Consider the following 16,013-nt stretch of genomic DNA (forward strand, 5'->3'; position numbering starts at 1 on the left):
TGATCTACTACAGCCCCTTAAAATTTACAGTCAGGACTTTGACAATGACAACCAAACTTTTAGACGATTTTGACACCTTGCCACAAGATGCCGAACTGCCGCTGCTTGCCGTGCGTGATGTGGTGGTTTATCCACAAACTCAGCTTGCTTTGTTTGTCGGCCGTGAGCAATCCATCGCCGCAGTGGAGCTTGCACAAAACGAATTTGACGGCAAAATTGTACTCGTTTCCCAAAAAGATTCGCTAAGCGAAGAAATCAGCGCGGACAATCTGTACGAACACGGTACGCTTTGCCGTATCATCAGCACCATGCCGCACGATTCGGACGAAAATTGCCTAAAGGTGCTGATTGAAGGCTTGGAGCGTGTGCGCATTGACAGCATCAATGACGAGCCGTTTTTGATGGCGCAAATCACCAAAGCGCCGATTGACATCGCTCTGCCTGACGATGAAGCGGCGGCGCACCGTGCGATTTTGCTGGACTTTTTTAGCGATTATGCCGAAAGCACCTTGCGCAATTCACGAGAAATCGTGCGTGTCGCCAAGCGCATTGACAATCTGCTAGAACTCATCTATTTCATCGCCACGCGCGTGTCTATGAAGCTAGAAGACAAGCAGCAAATCCTAGAAAAAGACGACGTGCTAGGCTATTACACCGCCTTGACCGAATATTTCACGAGCAACAAAGCCGAGCGCACCATCGAGCATGAATTGCAAGACACTGTGCGCAAACAAATGGAAAATAATCAGCGTGAATATTTTCTCAACGAAAAAATGAAAGCCATTAAAAATGAGCTTTCTGATCTTAATGACGGCTTTGATGAAGAAGATGGCGAGCTGGAAAAACGCCTAAAAGAAGCAAATTTACCAGAAGATGTGCGCAAAAAAGCCGAAAGCGAATTTAAAAAACTTAAAATGATGCCAGCCACATCGTCGGAAGCCAGTGTGGTGCGTGGCTATGTGGAATGGATTTTGGATACGCCTTGGCAAAAATCCACCAAAGTCGCCATCAATCTGGACAAAGCCAAAGAAGTGCTGGACAAAGACCACTATGGGCTGGACGATGTCAAAGACCGCATTTTGGAATATTTGGCGGTGCAATCACGCGTCAAAAAAATGCGCGGCCCGATTTTATGCCTAGTTGGCCCGCCGGGCGTGGGTAAAACTTCGCTGGGTGAGAGCATTGCGCGCGCCACAGGACGTAAATTTGTACGCATGGCGTTGGGCGGCGTGCGTGATGAAGCGGAAATTCGTGGCCATCGCCGCACTTATATCGGTGCTATGCCCGGCAAAGTGGTGCAATCTTTGGCAAAAGTAGAAGTGAATAATCCGCTATTTTTGCTTGATGAAATTGATAAAATGGCGCAAGATTTTCGTGGCGACCCTGCTTCGGCATTGCTAGAAGTGCTTGATCCATCACAAAATAACAGCTTTAACGACCATTATCTAGATTTGGATTTGGACTTATCGCAAGTGATGTTCATCTGCACCGCCAACAGCATGAACATTCCACCTGCGCTGCTTGACCGCATGGAAGTGATTCGCTTGCCGGGCTACACCGAAGATGAAAAGCTGAGCATCGCCAAAAATTACCTAACGCCAAAAGCACTTGAGCAAAACGGCTTAAAAACGGACGAGCTGGAAATCAGTGATGAAGCCATCACCAGTATCATTCGTCATTACACGCGTGAAGCTGGTGTGCGTAATCTTGAGCGTGAGATTAACAAAATCAGCCGTAAAGCGGTGCGCGCGCAAGTAGAAACGCACGGTGTCAAGCCTAAAAAAGGCGTGGTGATTGAAAAAGTGAGCGTGGATAATGCCAACATCAGCGATTATCTTGGCGTAAAACCTTATGATTACGGCTTGGCAGAAAAAGAAGCGGAAATCGGTCGTATCACTGGTCTTGCGTGGACTTCGGTGGGTGGTGAGCTTTTGACCATCGAATCTGCCACCATGCAAGGCAAGGGCGAGCTTTTATTCACAGGCTCACTTGGCGATGTGATGAAAGAATCGATTCGTGCGGCGATGAGCGTGGTGCGTGCCAACGGTGAGAAATTCGGCGTGGATTACGAAAAATTCAAAAACACCGATTTGCACATTCATATGCCAGAAGGTGCAACGCCAAAAGACGGCCCTTCGGCAGGTATCGCCTTGACAACCGCCATCGTCTCAGCGTTCACAGGCATTGCCATTCGCCCTGACATCGCCATGACTGGTGAAGTTACGCTGCGTGGCAAGGTCTTGCGCATTGGCGGACTTAAAGAAAAACTGCTGGCAGCGCACCGTGGCGGCATTCGCTTGGTGCTGATTCCAAAGGATAATGAGCGAGATTTGGTGGATATTCCTGACAATGTCAAGGCAGGCTTAACCATTCAAGCGGTGGAAAGCATTGATGAAGTGCTGGCGGCTGCCTTGGTGGATAAGCCAATGCCGCTCAAGCCAGCCGCCGCCATCGCGCGCGCTGATGATAAGGCTTTGCGCAGCTAATGGCGATTTGGTGAGCCTTGTTTGTACTTGCTTGTATAAACCCCACAAACAAGGCTTGCTGATGTATTGCAATATTAAACGCAGCATCAAGCCAAACAAACCCACAAAAGCCTTGCCTTTTGTTGTTGTCCGCATCCAACCACCGCCAGTTGATAAATCTTTATGAAATCCTTACTTGATTTTGTGCCGCTGATTGTGTTTTACTACCTGTACAAAACCGTCAGCCCCACCGATACCGACCACCCTTTGCTGCGCCTGATTGGCACGGCTGGCGTGGATAATAACCACATTTTGGTTGCGACCGCAGGCTTGATTGGCTCGATGATCATCGTCTATGGTGCGATGTTTGTGCAGCAAAAATTTCGCCTAGAAAAGCAGCAATGGTTCATACTTTTGATGACGGTGGTATTTGGCGGCGTAACGCTGCTTTTGAGCGATGATTATTATATCCGCCTAAAAGCCATCTTGATTAACGCAGGTTTTGCCATTGCTTTGTTGGCTTCACCGCTGTTTTTTAAAGACCGACAGCCTGCGGTACAAAAGCTGTTTGGCAGCGTTTTTCTGCTCAGTAAAGCAGGCTGGCAACGGCTTAATTTGGCGTGGGCGGGCTTATTTGCGCTGATGGCGGCACTGCACGGATTTTTTGCTTTTGTGTTTATGGACGGCAAATATTGGGGCGATTTTACCGCTTTTGGCGATATGATTGTGATGTTTGTTTTTATCATCACCATGCTGTTTGTCTTGCGTAAACATTTGAATTTAAAAGAACAATGATGAATAAGTGTGATTGACGCATTAAAAACGCAAATTTAAGCCGCTTTAATCCAGTCAATTCACCCAATTTCTCTAAATTAAGCCAACCAAATCAGACCAACTCAATCAAGGAAAAACCATGCCTTTATTTGTCATCATTGGACACGACACCGCAGACAGCAGCGAAAAACGCCTTGCCGCACGCCCAGCACACATCGAGCGCCTAGCAGCCTTAGATGCCCAAAATCGCCTTGTGGTCGCAGGCCCAACACCCATCGCGCACGGCGAACCTGCCATGAGTGGCAGTGTGGTGATTGCGCATTTTGATGATTTGGACGCTGCCAAAGCATGGGTGGCGGACGAGCCGTATTTGCACGCTGGCGTGTACAGCCATGTGGACGTCAAGCCCTTTATCCAAGCCCTACCAAAACCTGCCGCAGAATGAGCGCCGTCAGCCCTGCCAAAATCCACTGGCAAACCGATCACAGCGGTCAAGTTACGCCTTTTTCGCCTACCTTTGATGACGTGTATTTTTCGCACGCAGGTGGACTTGACGAAAGCCGCTATGTGTTTTTACAAGGTAATCGCCTGCTAGAACGCTTGGCAAACTTGGCGACTGGCAAGACTTTCACGGTCGGTGAAACGGGCTTTGGCACAGGCTTAAATTTTCTCGCGCTCTGCGAGCTTTGGCAAACGCTCAAATCCTGCGGACAGCTTGCCGCACGTACACGCCTGCACTTTGTCAGCACCGAAAAATTCCCACTCACCAAAGACGATTTGCGCCACGCCCTAGCCGCATGGCGCACACATTTACCACAGCTTACGCCGTTTATTGATGCGCTGATTGCCCAATATCCTTTGCCGATGGCGGGCTGTCATCGCTTATTGATTGCCGATGACATCACGCTGGATTTATGGCTGGGCGACGCCACCGACAGCCTGCGCACCTTTGGGCGTGCCAATGGCGGTAAGGTAGACGCATGGTTTTTGGACGGTTTTGCGCCAAGTAAAAACAGCGATTTATGGTCTGATGAGCTGTTTTTAACGCTCAAAAACGCCAGTCGTCCTGACGCCACATTAGCGACTTTCACCGCTGCAGGCTTTGTGCGGCGTGGCTTGGCGGCAGCTGGTTTTATCCCTGTCAAGCAAAAAGGCTTTGGGCGTAAGCGTGAAATGCTCACTGCGCACTTGCCCGCCGAATCCAGCAGCGAGCGCACCGAAATAAAACACCGACCAAATCACGTCGCCATCGTTGGTGCAGGCGTTAGTGGCTTATGCACCGCTCTGGCATTGGCGCAGCGTGGCATAAAAATCACGCTTATTGACAAAAGCGCACCCATCGCAGGTGCGTCTGGCAATCCGCGCGCCCTACTTGCGCCCAAGCTCAGCCTGCTTGATGGCGCACATTCGCATTTGCCTACGGTAAGTTTTTTATTTGCTGAGCGTTTTTATCGCTGGCTGAATGGTGTTAATTGGCAAGATGACAACACTCTTGATGACGCTTATCAAGACAAAACCGACCAGACGGTTTGTAATTCTGACAATCTTTGCAAATCCACCCAAAGCACCAAAAATCTTGCCGAAAACTCTACCAAAACCCCTGCGCCAATTTTCACCCAAACAGGCGTGATGGATTTTTTACTGCCCACCCAAAAAAGCAGCGACAAACTGCACGCTTTGGTGGCGGATTATCCAGACGAGCTGATTTACAGCCTTGATGACAAGCCTTTTTCCGCCCACGCCATCAATGCCATCGTGCCAAGCGCAGGTCTTGTCAGTCCCAAAAATCTGGCAGCAAAAATCCTAGCCCACCCGCACATTCACTTTGTAAAAGCTGCCATCACTGACATTCAAGAGCATGACGATGGCGTGCGCCTGACGGACAGCTCACAAATCATCTGTGCCGATAAAGCCATCATCTGCGCAGGTTTTGAAAGTCATTTGCTTGCCGATGTGTTTAATTGCCGTAAAATTCGTGGGCAAGTGTCGTGGCTGAATGTGGCGCAGCACGATGGGCGAGCGGCGCATTTGCCAAGTACGCCCATCAAATACGATGGCTATTGTGCAGCTTTTTCAGAAAACGGTGCGCAAACTCTGCTGATTGGCGCAAGTTTTGTACGCAACCGCACCGACACGGACGTGCGCACGGACGAGCATGAATTCAATCTACAAAAATTCACGCACGCTTTGCCAGAGTACGCCCAAGCGCTTGATATAAAGGTTGATGAACTTGGCGGTCGTGCCAGCATTCGCGCGCAAACGCCAGATTATCACCCTTTAGTTGGGCAAATTGCAGGCTCTCAGCACCGCTACGCCTTGTATGGCATGGGTTCAAAAGGTTTTAGCTTTGCGCCTTTGTGCGCTCAAATCATGGCAGCACTGCTGTGCGATGAAGTCTTGCCGATTGACGATGACTTGCTTGCCAAGCTCTCGCCTGCCCGCCCACGCCTGCAAACGCCGCTTACGGATAATTGCTAATCTGCAAACTTGCAAACAAAACAAACAAAAAAGAAACTTTTAAAAACCCAACAAAAAACGCTCAACGACTGCTGAGCGTTTTTTATCTTAACTGTGATTTATCAGTGGTAATTTAACATTTGCCAACTTACAAACCACACTAATTGTGTGAATTACGCATTGTCAAAGCGTTTTTGGGCTTCGTCCCAGTTTACCACGCTCCAAAACGCCTTGATGTAATCTGGGCGCTTGTTTTGGTATTTTAGGTAGTAAGCGTGCTCCCACACGTCAAGACCGATGATTGGCGTACCTTCGCAGCCTGCCACCGCTGTACCCATCAATGGGCTGTCTTGGTTGGCGGTTGAAACCACTGCCAATTTGTCGCCTTGCTTCACAAGCCACGCCCAGCCAGAACCAAAGCGAGTTTGCGCTGCTTTTTCAAATTGCTCTTGGAAGGCTTCTACCGAACCAAAATCACGCACGATGGCGTCTTTTAGGCTGCCACCAAGCGTTGTGCCAGTTTTTAGCACTGACCAAAATAGGCTGTGGTTGGCATGACCGCCTGCGTTGTTGCGCACGGCAGTTTGCTTATCTGCTGGCAATTTGTCAAGATTTGCAATAACTTCTTCAGCCGTTTTGTCCGCCCACTCAGTGCCTTCTAGCGCTGCGTTTGCGTTATTTACATAGGCTTGATGGTGGCGTGAATGGTGAATTTCCATTGTTTCTTTGTCAAAATGCGGCTCTAGTGCGTCATATGCGTAGCCAAGCTCTGGTAGAGTGTATGCCATGATAATATCCTTGGTTGAAAATGAATTAGAATGAAAATCAACAAGCAATCGCTTGTTCTTTCAATATAGAGTGTTTTGCCCAAAAATTCAAGGGCGCAAAGTAAGAAAATGTGTATTTCTTGGCAAATCGCTGCGCCGCCGCCAATAAAACATCAATGAAAATCACCCAAAAAGCGGCTGCAACATTTGCGCCAATTCTCCCAAATACTGCGCATCAATCTCATCAAACTGCGCCAATGTATCAGCGTCCACGTCCAGCACGCCCACACAGCGGCGCGCGCTATCAAATAAAGGCACGACAATTTCTGATTGCGACAAAGACGAGCAAGCGATATGATCTGGGTGCGCATTGACATCTGGCACCACGATGGTCTGCTGCGACTTCCACGCCTGCCCGCACACGCCACGCCCATACGCAATACGCGTACAAGCCAGCGGTCCTTGAAATGGCGCAAGTACGAGCGTATTATCGCGCTCATCAACCAAATAAAAGCCAACCCACAGCCAGCCGAACGCTTCTTTTAAGATGGCAGCAGTATTGGCAAGATTGGCGATTAAATTGCGCTCATCTGCAATGATGGCACGAATTTGCGGCAGGATTTCTTGATAAATGGCGGCTTTGTCGCTCGTAGAAATGCGAAGTGTGTGCATGAGTGCGTTCCGTGTTTTTGTTGTGAGTTAAATTAAGGGTAAATTGTAGGTTGAACTAGGGATAAAATGCGGGTTGGGTTAGCGAAGCGTAATCCGGCATTCCAAACGACAAACCGTCATTTCATGCAAAACCGCTCAAAAACCATTCGTGGTGAGCCTGTCGAACCATGGCGGTTTTTGCAAATCCTTCTCAAATTCGAACCTTCGACAGACTCAGGGCGAACGGGAAAAACCATATCTGTAAGTTGGGTGAGCGAAGCGTAACCCAGCATTTTTAGATGAATGCCATGCCAAATGTCGAGTTTTCGTTTCATTCAACCCAATTTATAAATCACCATTTCGCCCAAGATTGAAAATTGCTTTACGCCATCATTATGCCGTCTTTACATCGTCTTAAACCGCGCCAAAAACACCAGCAACACCACGCACAAAAACAGCACTCGCCCCACCCACACACTGCTTTTAAAGGCGGCAAAGCATTGCAAGCGGTCGCGCGTTTTAATCTGATGATACTGGCACACATAATAAGCAGCCAAACTCGCAAACAAAATCCACAGCAGCAATGATGCAAAACACAGAGGTGCAAAATAATGCCACAGCACCGCCATCATCAGCACCACAAAAATGGCGTTGAGCAGCATAATCATCGCCACGTCATATTTACCAAATAAAATCGCTGTGGATTTTACGCCAATTTTCACATCGTCATCACGGTCGCACATCGCATAGGCGGTATCGTACGCCACCGTCCAGCACATATACGCCGCAAACACCACCCAGCCCCACACATCAGGCGCAGGATTTTGCCCCGCTTCGGCAAACACCGCCACATACGCCATCGGCACCGCCCAGCCAAACGCCGCCGCCAGCACCACTTGCGGCAAATGCGTGTAACGCTTCATAAACGGATAAATAAACGCCAAAAGCACCGCCACAATCGCCCAATAAAACACACTCACAGGCAGGAAAAACAGCAAACACGCCGACAAAAGCGACAAACCGATAAAAGTCGCCACTGCCGTGCGTGCCGACAGCCTGCCATCGGCAAGCGGTCTGTCTTTGGTGCGCTTAACTTTGCCATCTACTTTACGGTCGGCAAAATCGTTAATCGCACAGCCAGCCGCACGCATCAGCACCGCCCCAAGCGTAAATACGACAATCAGCTTGACGCTCGGAAAATCACCATGCACGCCAAAATTTGCCAAAAACAGCGCCCATAAAGTCGGATACAGCAAAAGCTCCGTTCCCACAGGCTTATCAAAACGAGTGAGCTGTAGCCATGCGATGAGCTTGTCTTTGGCGGTCATGTGGGTGGTTTGCTTAGTCATGGCGGTGTTTTGCTTGGGACTTTAAAAGGGTTAAATTTGAACTGGCTAAAATTGATAAGCGTTTTTTATTAAGGATGTCATCAATGATTTTTTATCAGTGATGAATTTAGCAAACGCCTGACGGTTATTTGTCTAAATTTTGACTGGTTGCTTGACTGTTGGTTTGGTTGGCGGCTTGATTGGCAGCGTCTGTTTTGGCGGTATTTTGAATGGCAAGCTGACTGATTTCCACCGCTTGCATGAGTCCAAGCTCAGGATATTCTTGGCGCAAAGCCTTCACCGCGTGCGCTTGATTTTGCTTTTGAGCAAGCAGCTCACGATACCGCGCGATGTATTTTGTCTTATCCATCGCCAGCCACAGGCGCTGGTATTGTCTTTTTAAGGAAAAACTGTTGATAAAAAGCAGCAGCACAATGGCAAACAACACATATTCAAGGCGCATTTTATCTTCCTTTTTATTATCGGTGATTGTTGTGAATTATCGTTATCAGTGCTGAAATTGCACGACTGGATTAGTGATTTGTGGTTGAGTTTGGCAAATTTTACAAACTCGGCCAAAAAACCAAACCCATCAACCATCATAACGATCAAAGCGAATGGCGTCATTGGCAATGCTTTGACTGGGTGTTCGCTGTGCCAAAAACGGTGCGGACAACGGACGCTTCACCACGATTTTACCGCCCTGTGCCAAGCAATTTTGCGCCATTTTAAAAAACTGCGCTTCATCATCAGCACTTGGCGGTGCGGCAAGTTTGTGCAAAATCTGCATATTTTTGCCCACTTTCGCCGAATAGCTTTCAGACGGAAACATCGGATCAAGATACACCACATCCGCCTTGTGTAAAGTTTGGGTAAACTCTGCGCACAGAAAATTTTGATGGCGAATTGTGATGCGTTGTAGTAGTTTGTGCCAGTTTGGATTGGCGTGCATTTTGGCGTGTTCGTGGTGCAAAAGCAGCGCCATCACAGGGTTTTGCTCCACCATCAGCACGCTTGCGCCGCTGCTTGCCAAAATCAAACCATCATGCCCAAAACCTGCCGTGCCATCAATCACGCTCATCTGCGCCGTCAATTTGCACGCCTGCAACACCAGCTCAGACTTACGCCCTGCACTGACGATGCGCTGCGTCAGCGACTGCCAATTTAGATGCGATTTGATGATGGCGTGATTATCCATCTGAATCAGCGTGGGCGCACCTTTGATTATGGCGATGATGGGCGTTTGGCTGTCATCGTTTTGGCTGTCATCGTTTTGAGAGATGCGGTCTTGATAAAAATAACTGATGTATTTATCGCTCATCTTGGCAAGCTCGGTAAACGATAAATCCAGCCCTAAGCCTTGCTCATCATTGATGGCTTGCAATGCTTGAAAAACTGGCGTGTCGTCTTTAGTGCCGATGACAAAAACCTTCATAAATACTTTACTTTTCAAAGACTTATCGTGCGCATTGGCGGATTGTTTTGCTGAGTATCAGCCTTGAATTTGATAACCAAACACAAAATACGCCAGCAACACCACAACGCCAGTCGCAATGCGCAGCCACGCAAAAATCATAAAGTCCTTTTTAGAAACCCACGCCACCATCAAACGAATGCACAGCAGCGCCACCACAAACGACACCAGCGTCCCCACGCCAAGCACCGCCCAATCTTCACTCGTCTGTAGCACGTCTTTTTTGCCCAGCAAATCAAGCAGTGCTGCGCCCACAATCACAGGAATGCCCAAAAAGAACGAAAACTCAGTCGCTGCCTTGCGTGATGTGCCAAGCCACAGCGCACCGATGATGGTCGAGCCAGAACGAGACATTCCCGGAATGAGCGCAAGACACTGGCACAAACCAATCAACAGCGCGGTTTTTAGGCTGATATTCTCCGCTTCGGCATATTTGGCAGGCTTTGGGTTTTTCTCCACATACATGATGAGCAGCGCACCGATAATAAGCATGGCTGCCACCACCAAAGGGTGAAACAGCGAACTGGTGATAAAATCCGCCAACAAAAAGCCCACCACCATCACAGGTAAAGTCGCCACAATCAGCGCAATGCCCAGACCGCGCGGATTTTCAAGCCCTGCTGCCTTGCCTGTCAAAAGCCCCACAAAAGCATTCCACAGCCTGCCCCAATAATCATAAATCACCGCCAAAATCGCACCCAGCTGGATAAACACGATGAACAAATCACGCTTATTTTTCGTCCAAAAATCCAGCACATCGCCTGACAAAATCAGATAGCCTGTGCTAGAAATCGGCAAAAACTCAGCAATGCCTTCAACAATGCCCATGATGGCGGCTTTGATTAGCAGTAAAATGTCCACAAATGTTCTCTTTTTTGTTATTTTGGGTGTTGGTTTTTTGGTTGTAGATTTGGGTTGGAAAATGGTTTTAGTGGCTTTGGTTTTTTGGCAACAAGGCAATCACAAAACTATCAAGCGATAAGCGGTTACGCTTTAGTTAATTTGGCTAATTTGGCAACAAGTTTCACAAATTAACAAGCCGATAAACTTGGCGAACTTGGCAAAATTTCACAAACAAATCTCACCAAACACGCCAAATTTTTCTTAAATTTTAAGACTTTTTGCCTTGTTCTGCCAAAGTTTTCCAAGCGTTATTGCGCAGATACACAGGCAGCGCATTTTCGGCAGACACACCGCCTTCACGGGCAAATTGGTACAACGCAAGGCGTGTCAAATCCGCCGCATCAGGGTGAACGTCCAGCACCTGCGCATTTTCATTGGCGAATTTCACCAAATTTGCGCCATCGCCCACCACTACATCGGCATTTACCACACCTTGATAATCCAGCAGTCGCTCACAGGCTTCGCCATCGGCATTTGCTGTAATTTGCCCATCTTTGATGACAAACTCGCCCAAATACACCTGCTCTTGGCGCGCGTCCATCACTGCAGCGATGCGTGTGCCGTCCGCCAAATCGTGCAAAACTCGTGCCGTATCCGCCAAAAGCGCAAGGCTGGACACGCCCACGCACGGCACACCATTGGCAACGGATAACGCCTGCACCACTGCCGTGCCAATGCGAATGCCGCTAAACGCCCCCGGCCCACGTGTAAACGCCCAAATGCTCACATCGCTGATGGGCGCATTTGCCTGTGCCAGCACACCATCAAGCATGGGTAGCACATCTTCGGTTTGTCCACGTTTGCCTGCTTTGGTGGCGACTGCCAGCACTTGTGGCGCTGGATTTGCTGGGTTTATTTGATTTGCTGGCGTAGGTTTTAGCTCGGTTTGACACGCAGCGACTGAACACTGCTCAAACACCGTTTCAATGGCGACTAACATAGTTTTGGCTTAACTTTTTGCTGTTTTGGTTGTGGCGGTGCTGATTGTGGTTTTGCGCTTATTAAGCCAGCTTTTAAGCCAGCTTTCGCACCGCAATCATCACAGCTCACAACCATCAATCAATTAAAAACGCTTTTTAAACGGAAAACCGCCATTTTGTTGCATGGCTTGCATTTGGCGCTGCATTTCTTCTGCGCTCGGCATTTGGCTTGGGTCAAGTCCCATCGCCGCCATGTTTTTCTTCATCTCTTCCATGTTTGGCGCGCCATCATTGCCGCCTTTATTGCCAAACAATGGGCCGCCGCCAGACATACCTTTTGCCAAGCCCTGCACCGCTTTCATCATCTTGCCAAGCCCATCAGGACGGCTGATCATTTTCATCATTTTCGCCATCTGTTTGTGCTGCTTAAGCAAGCGGTTCACGTCTTGGATTTGCTTGCCCGAACCTGCAGCGATACGGCGCTTACGGCTTGGGGTGATTTTATCAGGATTTTGACGCTCAAACGGTGTCATAGAATGAATGAGCGCTTCCATTTCTTTCACCTTTTCTTCAGGCTTGGCTTCGTCCATCGCCTTTTGTAAATCCACACCGCCCATGCCCGGCATTTTGTCCAAAAATCCTGCCATACCGCCAAGATTTTTCATCTGCTGGAACTGATTGAGCAAGTCCTCAAGGTCAAATTCACCGCCTTTTTGCAGCTTTTTCGCCATGCGTTCGGCTTGCTCGCGGTCAATCTTACTCTCAACTTCTTCCACCAAAGACAGCACGTCGCCCATGCCCAAAATACGCTGGGCAATACGCTCAGGGTGGAAAAGCTCCAGTGCGTCAAGCTTCTCGCCACGCCCCAAAAACTTAATTGGCTTGCCAGTAATCGCACGCACCGAAAGCGCCGCACCGCCACGCGCATCACCGTCCGTCTTGGTCAAAATCACGCCTGTCAAAGGTAGTGCATCATTAAACGCCTTGGCGGTGTTTGCCGCGTCTTGACCTGTCATACTGTCCACGACAAACAAGGTCTCGCTTGGGTTCACCGCTGCGGTTAATGCCTTGATTTCATTCATCATTTCTTCGTCAATCGCCAAGCGACCAGCGGTGTCAATAATAAGAATGTCTTGATATTGCAATTTAGCTTGCTCGATGGCACGGCGCGCGATGTCGATAGGATTTTCGTCCGCGCTAGACGGCATAAAGCTTGCCTTGACTTGCCCTGCCACCTGCTCAAGCTGGCGGATTGCCGCTGGGCGATACACGTCTGCCGACACCAGCATGACTTTTTTGCCTTGTTTTTCTTGTAAAAACTTAGCAAGTTTACCTGCAGTCGTGGTCTTACCAGCGCCTTGCAAGCCTGCCAGCAAATACACCACAGGCGGCTTGCCCGTCATTTCTAGCGCTTGGTTTGCCGAACCCATCATCTCAGTGAGTTCATCATAGACGATTTTTACAAACGCCTGCCCCGGCTGCAGCTCTTTTAGCACTTCTTGACCCAGTGCTTGTTCTTTGACCTTCGCCACAAATTCACGCGCCACAGGCAATGCCACGTCCGCTTCTAAAAGCGCCATGCGCACTTCACGCAGCGTGTCTTTGATGTTATCTTCGGTCAGCTGACCTGTGCCTGCGATGTTGCGCAAGCTGCCTGACAGTCGTTCGGTTAGGGTATCAAACATAAGTTTTCCAGCGTCAATAAATGATAAATTTAATCGTTTCACCCTATAAAAAGGGGATAAATTTTGCTATTATACAATTATTTGCACCCAATTACCATTTGAAAACGCCAAACTTCGTGCAAGCTGGGTAAAATCATCATAAAAACTGCCAAATTTTTAGCAGCGTTTGCAATCAAGTTTCAAGCCAACGTTTTAAACTTGCCACGCCCAGCCAAGCACACCCATTTACCAACCAGCCCAAAACTGCTTGGTAAAAACTATTTGGTAAAACCGCTTGGTAAAAACCGCTTAGCAAAAATCGTTTGGCAAAATTGACAACGTGAAAATCCGTCAATTCATCAATGGAAAACTGGGCGAATTTGGCGCAAAACCTAGCAAATTTATTAAAAAATTAAAAAGAGAAAACCGTGCTGATTGTTTATTTGCTCACCGTGTTATTTTATCTTGGCATTGGCGTGAATGCCTATTGCAAACTCGTTAAAAAAACACCCATCAAACGCCCTGTACTGCTCGGTATGCTGATTTGCGGTGCGATTTTGCACGGTTTTTTGATTGTGCCACAAATCATCACCTTGCACGGCTTGAATTTTAATATTTATAACACCCTAAGCCTGATTAGCCTATTTTTCTTGGTGTTTTTTATCATTTTTAGTTTATACCGTCCGATTTTAAGTCTTGGCGTGCTGGCTGCACCCACGGCATTGATTGGTGTGTCCATCGGCTATTTTGGCGATGTGTTTGGCAAGGCGCATTATCAGCCGCTGACTGAGCTAAGCACGCTGCTGCAGGTGCATATTTTGCTGTCTTTTGCGGCGTATTGCGTGCTTTTGATGGCGGCGGTGCAAGCGATTATCCTGCGCCTACAAATCCGCGAACTCAAGCACAAAACCATTCACCGCTTTTGGGTGAGTAAGCTGCCAAGCCTGCAAAGCATGGAAAGCCTGCTGTTTGATATGATTTTGCTGGGTTTTGTGATTTTAAGCATTGCGCTGGGCTTGGGGCTTTTGGCGACTTATGATGTCGTTGCACAGCACGTTGCGCATAAGCTCTTATTTAGTGCGCTCAGCTGGGTGGTGTTTGGCGTGTTTATCGCTGGGCATTATCTGGCGGGCTGGCGTGGTAAACGTGCGGCAAACTTTGCGATTTATGGCTTTATCCTGCTGGCGATTGGCTTTGTGGGCAGTAAGTTTGTGCTGGAATTTTTGGTGTAAATTAGAAATTGATTTCGTGAAAAACTGTAAGTTGGGTTCGTGATAATCCGTAAGTTGGGTTGAGCTTGCGAAAACCCAACATTCCAAACGATAAACCCCAAAAAAACCGTTCGTGGTGAGCCTGTCGAACCATGAGCGGTTTTTTAAGCTCAAGCCTTTACCAGTTCAACCCTTCGACAAGCTCAGGGCGAACGAAAAAAAATCACACCCCATCAAAAACAAAACCCATCGTGTGATGGGTTTTATCATATATAAAGACGTATCAATACCCACGCTGATTGAGCTTACGATATTCATCACAGCCACCTTGATAACCATTATCACAGGCTTTACCAAGCCACTCTTTGGCGGCGTGATAATCTTGGCGTACGCCTTGACCATTATAGTACAAAGTACCCAAATTAAATTGCGCCTGCGCAAAATTTTGCGCCGCGGCTTTTAAATACCATTCACGCGCTTTGGCATAGTCTTGGCGTACGCCTTCGCCTTCAACATACATCAAACCAAGATTATTTTGCGCATCCGCATAGTCTTGATTGGCGGCTTTGGTGTACCATTCTACGGCTTTTTTATAATCTTGGCGTACGCCTTTGCCTTCAGCATACATCAAACCAAGATTATATTGCGCACCTGCATAACCTTGATTGGCGGCTTTGGTGTACCATTCTGCAGCTTTGGCATAGTCTTGGCGCACGCCTTTGCCTTCAGCATACAGCACGCCAAGATTATTTTGCGCCTCTGCATAGCCTTGATTGGCGGCTTTGGTGTACCATTCATGCGCTTTAATATAGTCTTGGTGTACGCCTTGACCTTGATCATACATGATACCAAGATTATACTGCGCACCCGCATCACCTTGATTGGCGGCTTTGGTGTACCATTCTACAGCTTTGGTGTAATCTTGGCGTACGCCTTCGCCATTGTAATACATGATACCAAGATTAGGGGCTGTACTAGAATAACAACCATGTTATACTAGTTTTATGAAGATAACCCATTGTAAACTAAGTAAAAAAGTTCAAAAAAGACTGCTTGAATTTTTTGTACTCGAAGTTACTGCTAGAAGTGCAGCTGATTTACTGGGTATTCACCCTAATTCAGCAGCCCTTTTTTACCACAAAATCCGCCTTGTGATAGAATATCACTTAGCTCTTGAAGCCAACACTGTTTTTGACGGTGAAGTAGAGCTTGATGAAAGTTACTTCGGCGGTATTCGTAAAGGCAAACGTGGTCGTGGTGCAGCTGGCAAGACTGCTGTATTTGGTTTATTAAAACGCAATGATAAAGTTTACACTGTTGTTGTTAAAGATACTAAGACAAATACACTAATGCCAATTATCACAAGTAAAATCAAGCCTGATAGCATTGTCTACACAGA

At 47.9% G+C, this 16,013-nt stretch carries 15 protein-coding genes; 6 read left to right on the top strand and 9 right to left on the bottom strand.

The window, feature by feature from the left end; translation table 11 throughout:
* Positions 1-44 precede the first annotated feature (44 nt).
* The 4 genes from lon to mnmC1 all read left to right on the top strand — a co-directional run bounded on the left by lon (position 45) and on the right by mnmC1 (position 5,717).
* On the top strand, positions 45-2,486 hold the full coding sequence (gene lon, locus B0181_RS07670) for an endopeptidase La (RefSeq protein ID WP_078276930.1): 2,442 nt from the start codon (positions 45-47) through the stop codon (positions 2,484-2,486).
* A 162-nt stretch (positions 2,487-2,648) separates the two neighbouring features.
* Positions 2,649-3,260: an inner membrane-spanning protein YciB gene (locus B0181_RS07675; protein ID WP_078276931.1), complete on the top strand. Its 612-nt coding sequence runs from the start codon at positions 2,649-2,651 to the stop codon at positions 3,258-3,260.
* 118 nt (positions 3,261-3,378) lie between these two features.
* Positions 3,379-3,684 carry a YciI family protein gene (locus tag B0181_RS07680; RefSeq protein WP_078276932.1) on the top strand — a complete coding sequence of 102 codons (306 nt, stop codon included), beginning with the start codon at positions 3,379-3,381 and terminating at the stop codon, positions 3,682-3,684.
* Entirely contained in the window at positions 3,681-5,717 is a 2,037-nt protein-coding gene (mnmC1, locus tag B0181_RS07685; RefSeq protein WP_158078951.1) for an FAD-dependent 5-carboxymethylaminomethyl-2-thiouridine(34) oxidoreductase MnmC1, read from the top strand. The genes B0181_RS07680 and mnmC1 overlap by 4 nt, the downstream gene beginning before the upstream one ends.
* Before the next feature lie 152 nt (positions 5,718-5,869).
* Here the strand turns inward: mnmC1 and sodA are convergent, their stop codons facing one another.
* The 8 genes from sodA to ffh all read right to left on the bottom strand — a co-directional run bounded on the left by sodA (position 5,870) and on the right by ffh (position 13,424).
* Entirely contained in the window at positions 5,870-6,484 is a 615-nt protein-coding gene (sodA, locus tag B0181_RS07690) for a superoxide dismutase [Mn] (RefSeq protein ID WP_078276934.1), read from the bottom strand.
* Positions 6,485-6,646: 162 nt separating this feature from the next.
* Positions 6,647-7,135, bottom strand: coding sequence for a GAF domain-containing protein (locus tag B0181_RS07695; protein ID WP_078276935.1), 489 nt, complete (start codon positions 7,133-7,135; stop codon positions 6,647-6,649).
* Between the two features lie 383 nt (positions 7,136-7,518).
* On the bottom strand, positions 7,519-8,463 hold the full coding sequence (gene ubiA / locus B0181_RS07700; protein ID WP_078276936.1) for a 4-hydroxybenzoate octaprenyltransferase: 945 nt from the start codon (positions 8,461-8,463) through the stop codon (positions 7,519-7,521).
* Between the two features lie 124 nt (positions 8,464-8,587).
* The gene (locus B0181_RS07705; protein WP_078276937.1) at positions 8,588-8,905 is read right to left on the bottom strand and encodes a hypothetical protein; all 318 of its coding nucleotides are present in this window, start codon (positions 8,903-8,905) and stop codon (positions 8,588-8,590) included.
* A 129-nt stretch (positions 8,906-9,034) separates the two neighbouring features.
* Positions 9,035-9,877, bottom strand: a complete 843-nt coding sequence (locus B0181_RS07710; protein ID WP_078276938.1) for a class I SAM-dependent methyltransferase — start codon at positions 9,875-9,877, stop codon at positions 9,035-9,037.
* 57 nt (positions 9,878-9,934) lie between these two features.
* Positions 9,935-10,777 (bottom strand): undecaprenyl-diphosphate phosphatase, encoded by an 843-nt coding sequence (locus B0181_RS07715; RefSeq protein ID WP_078276939.1) that lies wholly within the window; start codon positions 10,775-10,777, stop codon positions 9,935-9,937.
* 250 nt (positions 10,778-11,027) lie between these two features.
* Entirely contained in the window at positions 11,028-11,759 is a 732-nt protein-coding gene (tsaB, locus tag B0181_RS07720; protein WP_078276940.1) for a tRNA (adenosine(37)-N6)-threonylcarbamoyltransferase complex dimerization subunit type 1 TsaB, read from the bottom strand.
* Between the two features lie 123 nt (positions 11,760-11,882).
* Positions 11,883-13,424: a signal recognition particle protein gene (gene ffh / locus B0181_RS07725; protein ID WP_078276941.1), complete on the bottom strand. Its 1,542-nt coding sequence runs from the start codon at positions 13,422-13,424 to the stop codon at positions 11,883-11,885.
* Between the two features lie 407 nt (positions 13,425-13,831).
* Between ffh and B0181_RS07730 the strand changes: the two genes are divergently transcribed.
* A complete protein-coding gene (locus B0181_RS07730; RefSeq protein WP_078276942.1) occupies positions 13,832-14,635 on the top strand; it encodes a cytochrome C assembly family protein in 804 nt (267 codons plus the stop codon).
* Between the two features lie 262 nt (positions 14,636-14,897).
* Here B0181_RS07730 and B0181_RS07735 read toward each other — a convergent pair whose 3' ends face one another.
* Positions 14,898-15,566, bottom strand: coding sequence for a tetratricopeptide repeat protein (locus B0181_RS07735; protein ID WP_078276943.1), 669 nt, complete (start codon positions 15,564-15,566; stop codon positions 14,898-14,900).
* 52 nt (positions 15,567-15,618) lie between these two features.
* Here B0181_RS07735 and B0181_RS07740 point away from each other — a divergent pair.
* Positions 15,619-16,013, top strand: a 395-nt coding sequence (locus B0181_RS07740) for an IS1595 family transposase (protein ID WP_143821559.1), incomplete at its 3' end; no start/stop codon positions are given.

The sequence above is a fragment of the Moraxella caviae genome, assembly GCF_002014985.1.
GTDB classification, from domain to species: Bacteria; Pseudomonadota; Gammaproteobacteria; order Pseudomonadales; family Moraxellaceae; genus Moraxella; species Moraxella caviae.

Coding starts and splice junctions, on each gene's coding strand:
- lon (WP_078276930.1), top strand. CDS start 45: ATGACAACCAAACTTTTAGACGATTTTGACACCTTGCCACAAGATGCC.
- B0181_RS07675 (WP_078276931.1), top strand. CDS start 2,649: ATGAAATCCTTACTTGATTTTGTGCCGCTGATTGTGTTTTACTACCTG.
- B0181_RS07680 (WP_078276932.1), top strand. CDS start 3,379: ATGCCTTTATTTGTCATCATTGGACACGACACCGCAGACAGCAGCGAA.
- mnmC1 (WP_158078951.1), top strand. CDS start 3,681: ATGAGCGCCGTCAGCCCTGCCAAAATCCACTGGCAAACCGATCACAGC.
- sodA (WP_078276934.1), bottom strand. CDS start 6,484: ATGGCATACACTCTACCAGAGCTTGGCTACGCATATGACGCACTAGAG.
- B0181_RS07695 (WP_078276935.1), bottom strand. CDS start 7,135: ATGCACACACTTCGCATTTCTACGAGCGACAAAGCCGCCATTTATCAA.
- ubiA (WP_078276936.1), bottom strand. CDS start 8,463: ATGACTAAGCAAACCACCCACATGACCGCCAAAGACAAGCTCATCGCA.
- B0181_RS07705 (WP_078276937.1), bottom strand. CDS start 8,905: ATGCGCCTTGAATATGTGTTGTTTGCCATTGTGCTGCTGCTTTTTATC.
- B0181_RS07710 (WP_078276938.1), bottom strand. CDS start 9,877: ATGAAGGTTTTTGTCATCGGCACTAAAGACGACACGCCAGTTTTTCAA.
- tsaB (WP_078276940.1), bottom strand. CDS start 11,759: ATGTTAGTCGCCATTGAAACGGTGTTTGAGCAGTGTTCAGTCGCTGCG.
- ffh (WP_078276941.1), bottom strand. CDS start 13,424: ATGTTTGATACCCTAACCGAACGACTGTCAGGCAGCTTGCGCAACATC.
- B0181_RS07735 (WP_078276943.1), bottom strand. CDS start 15,566: ATGTATTACAATGGCGAAGGCGTACGCCAAGATTACACCAAAGCTGTA.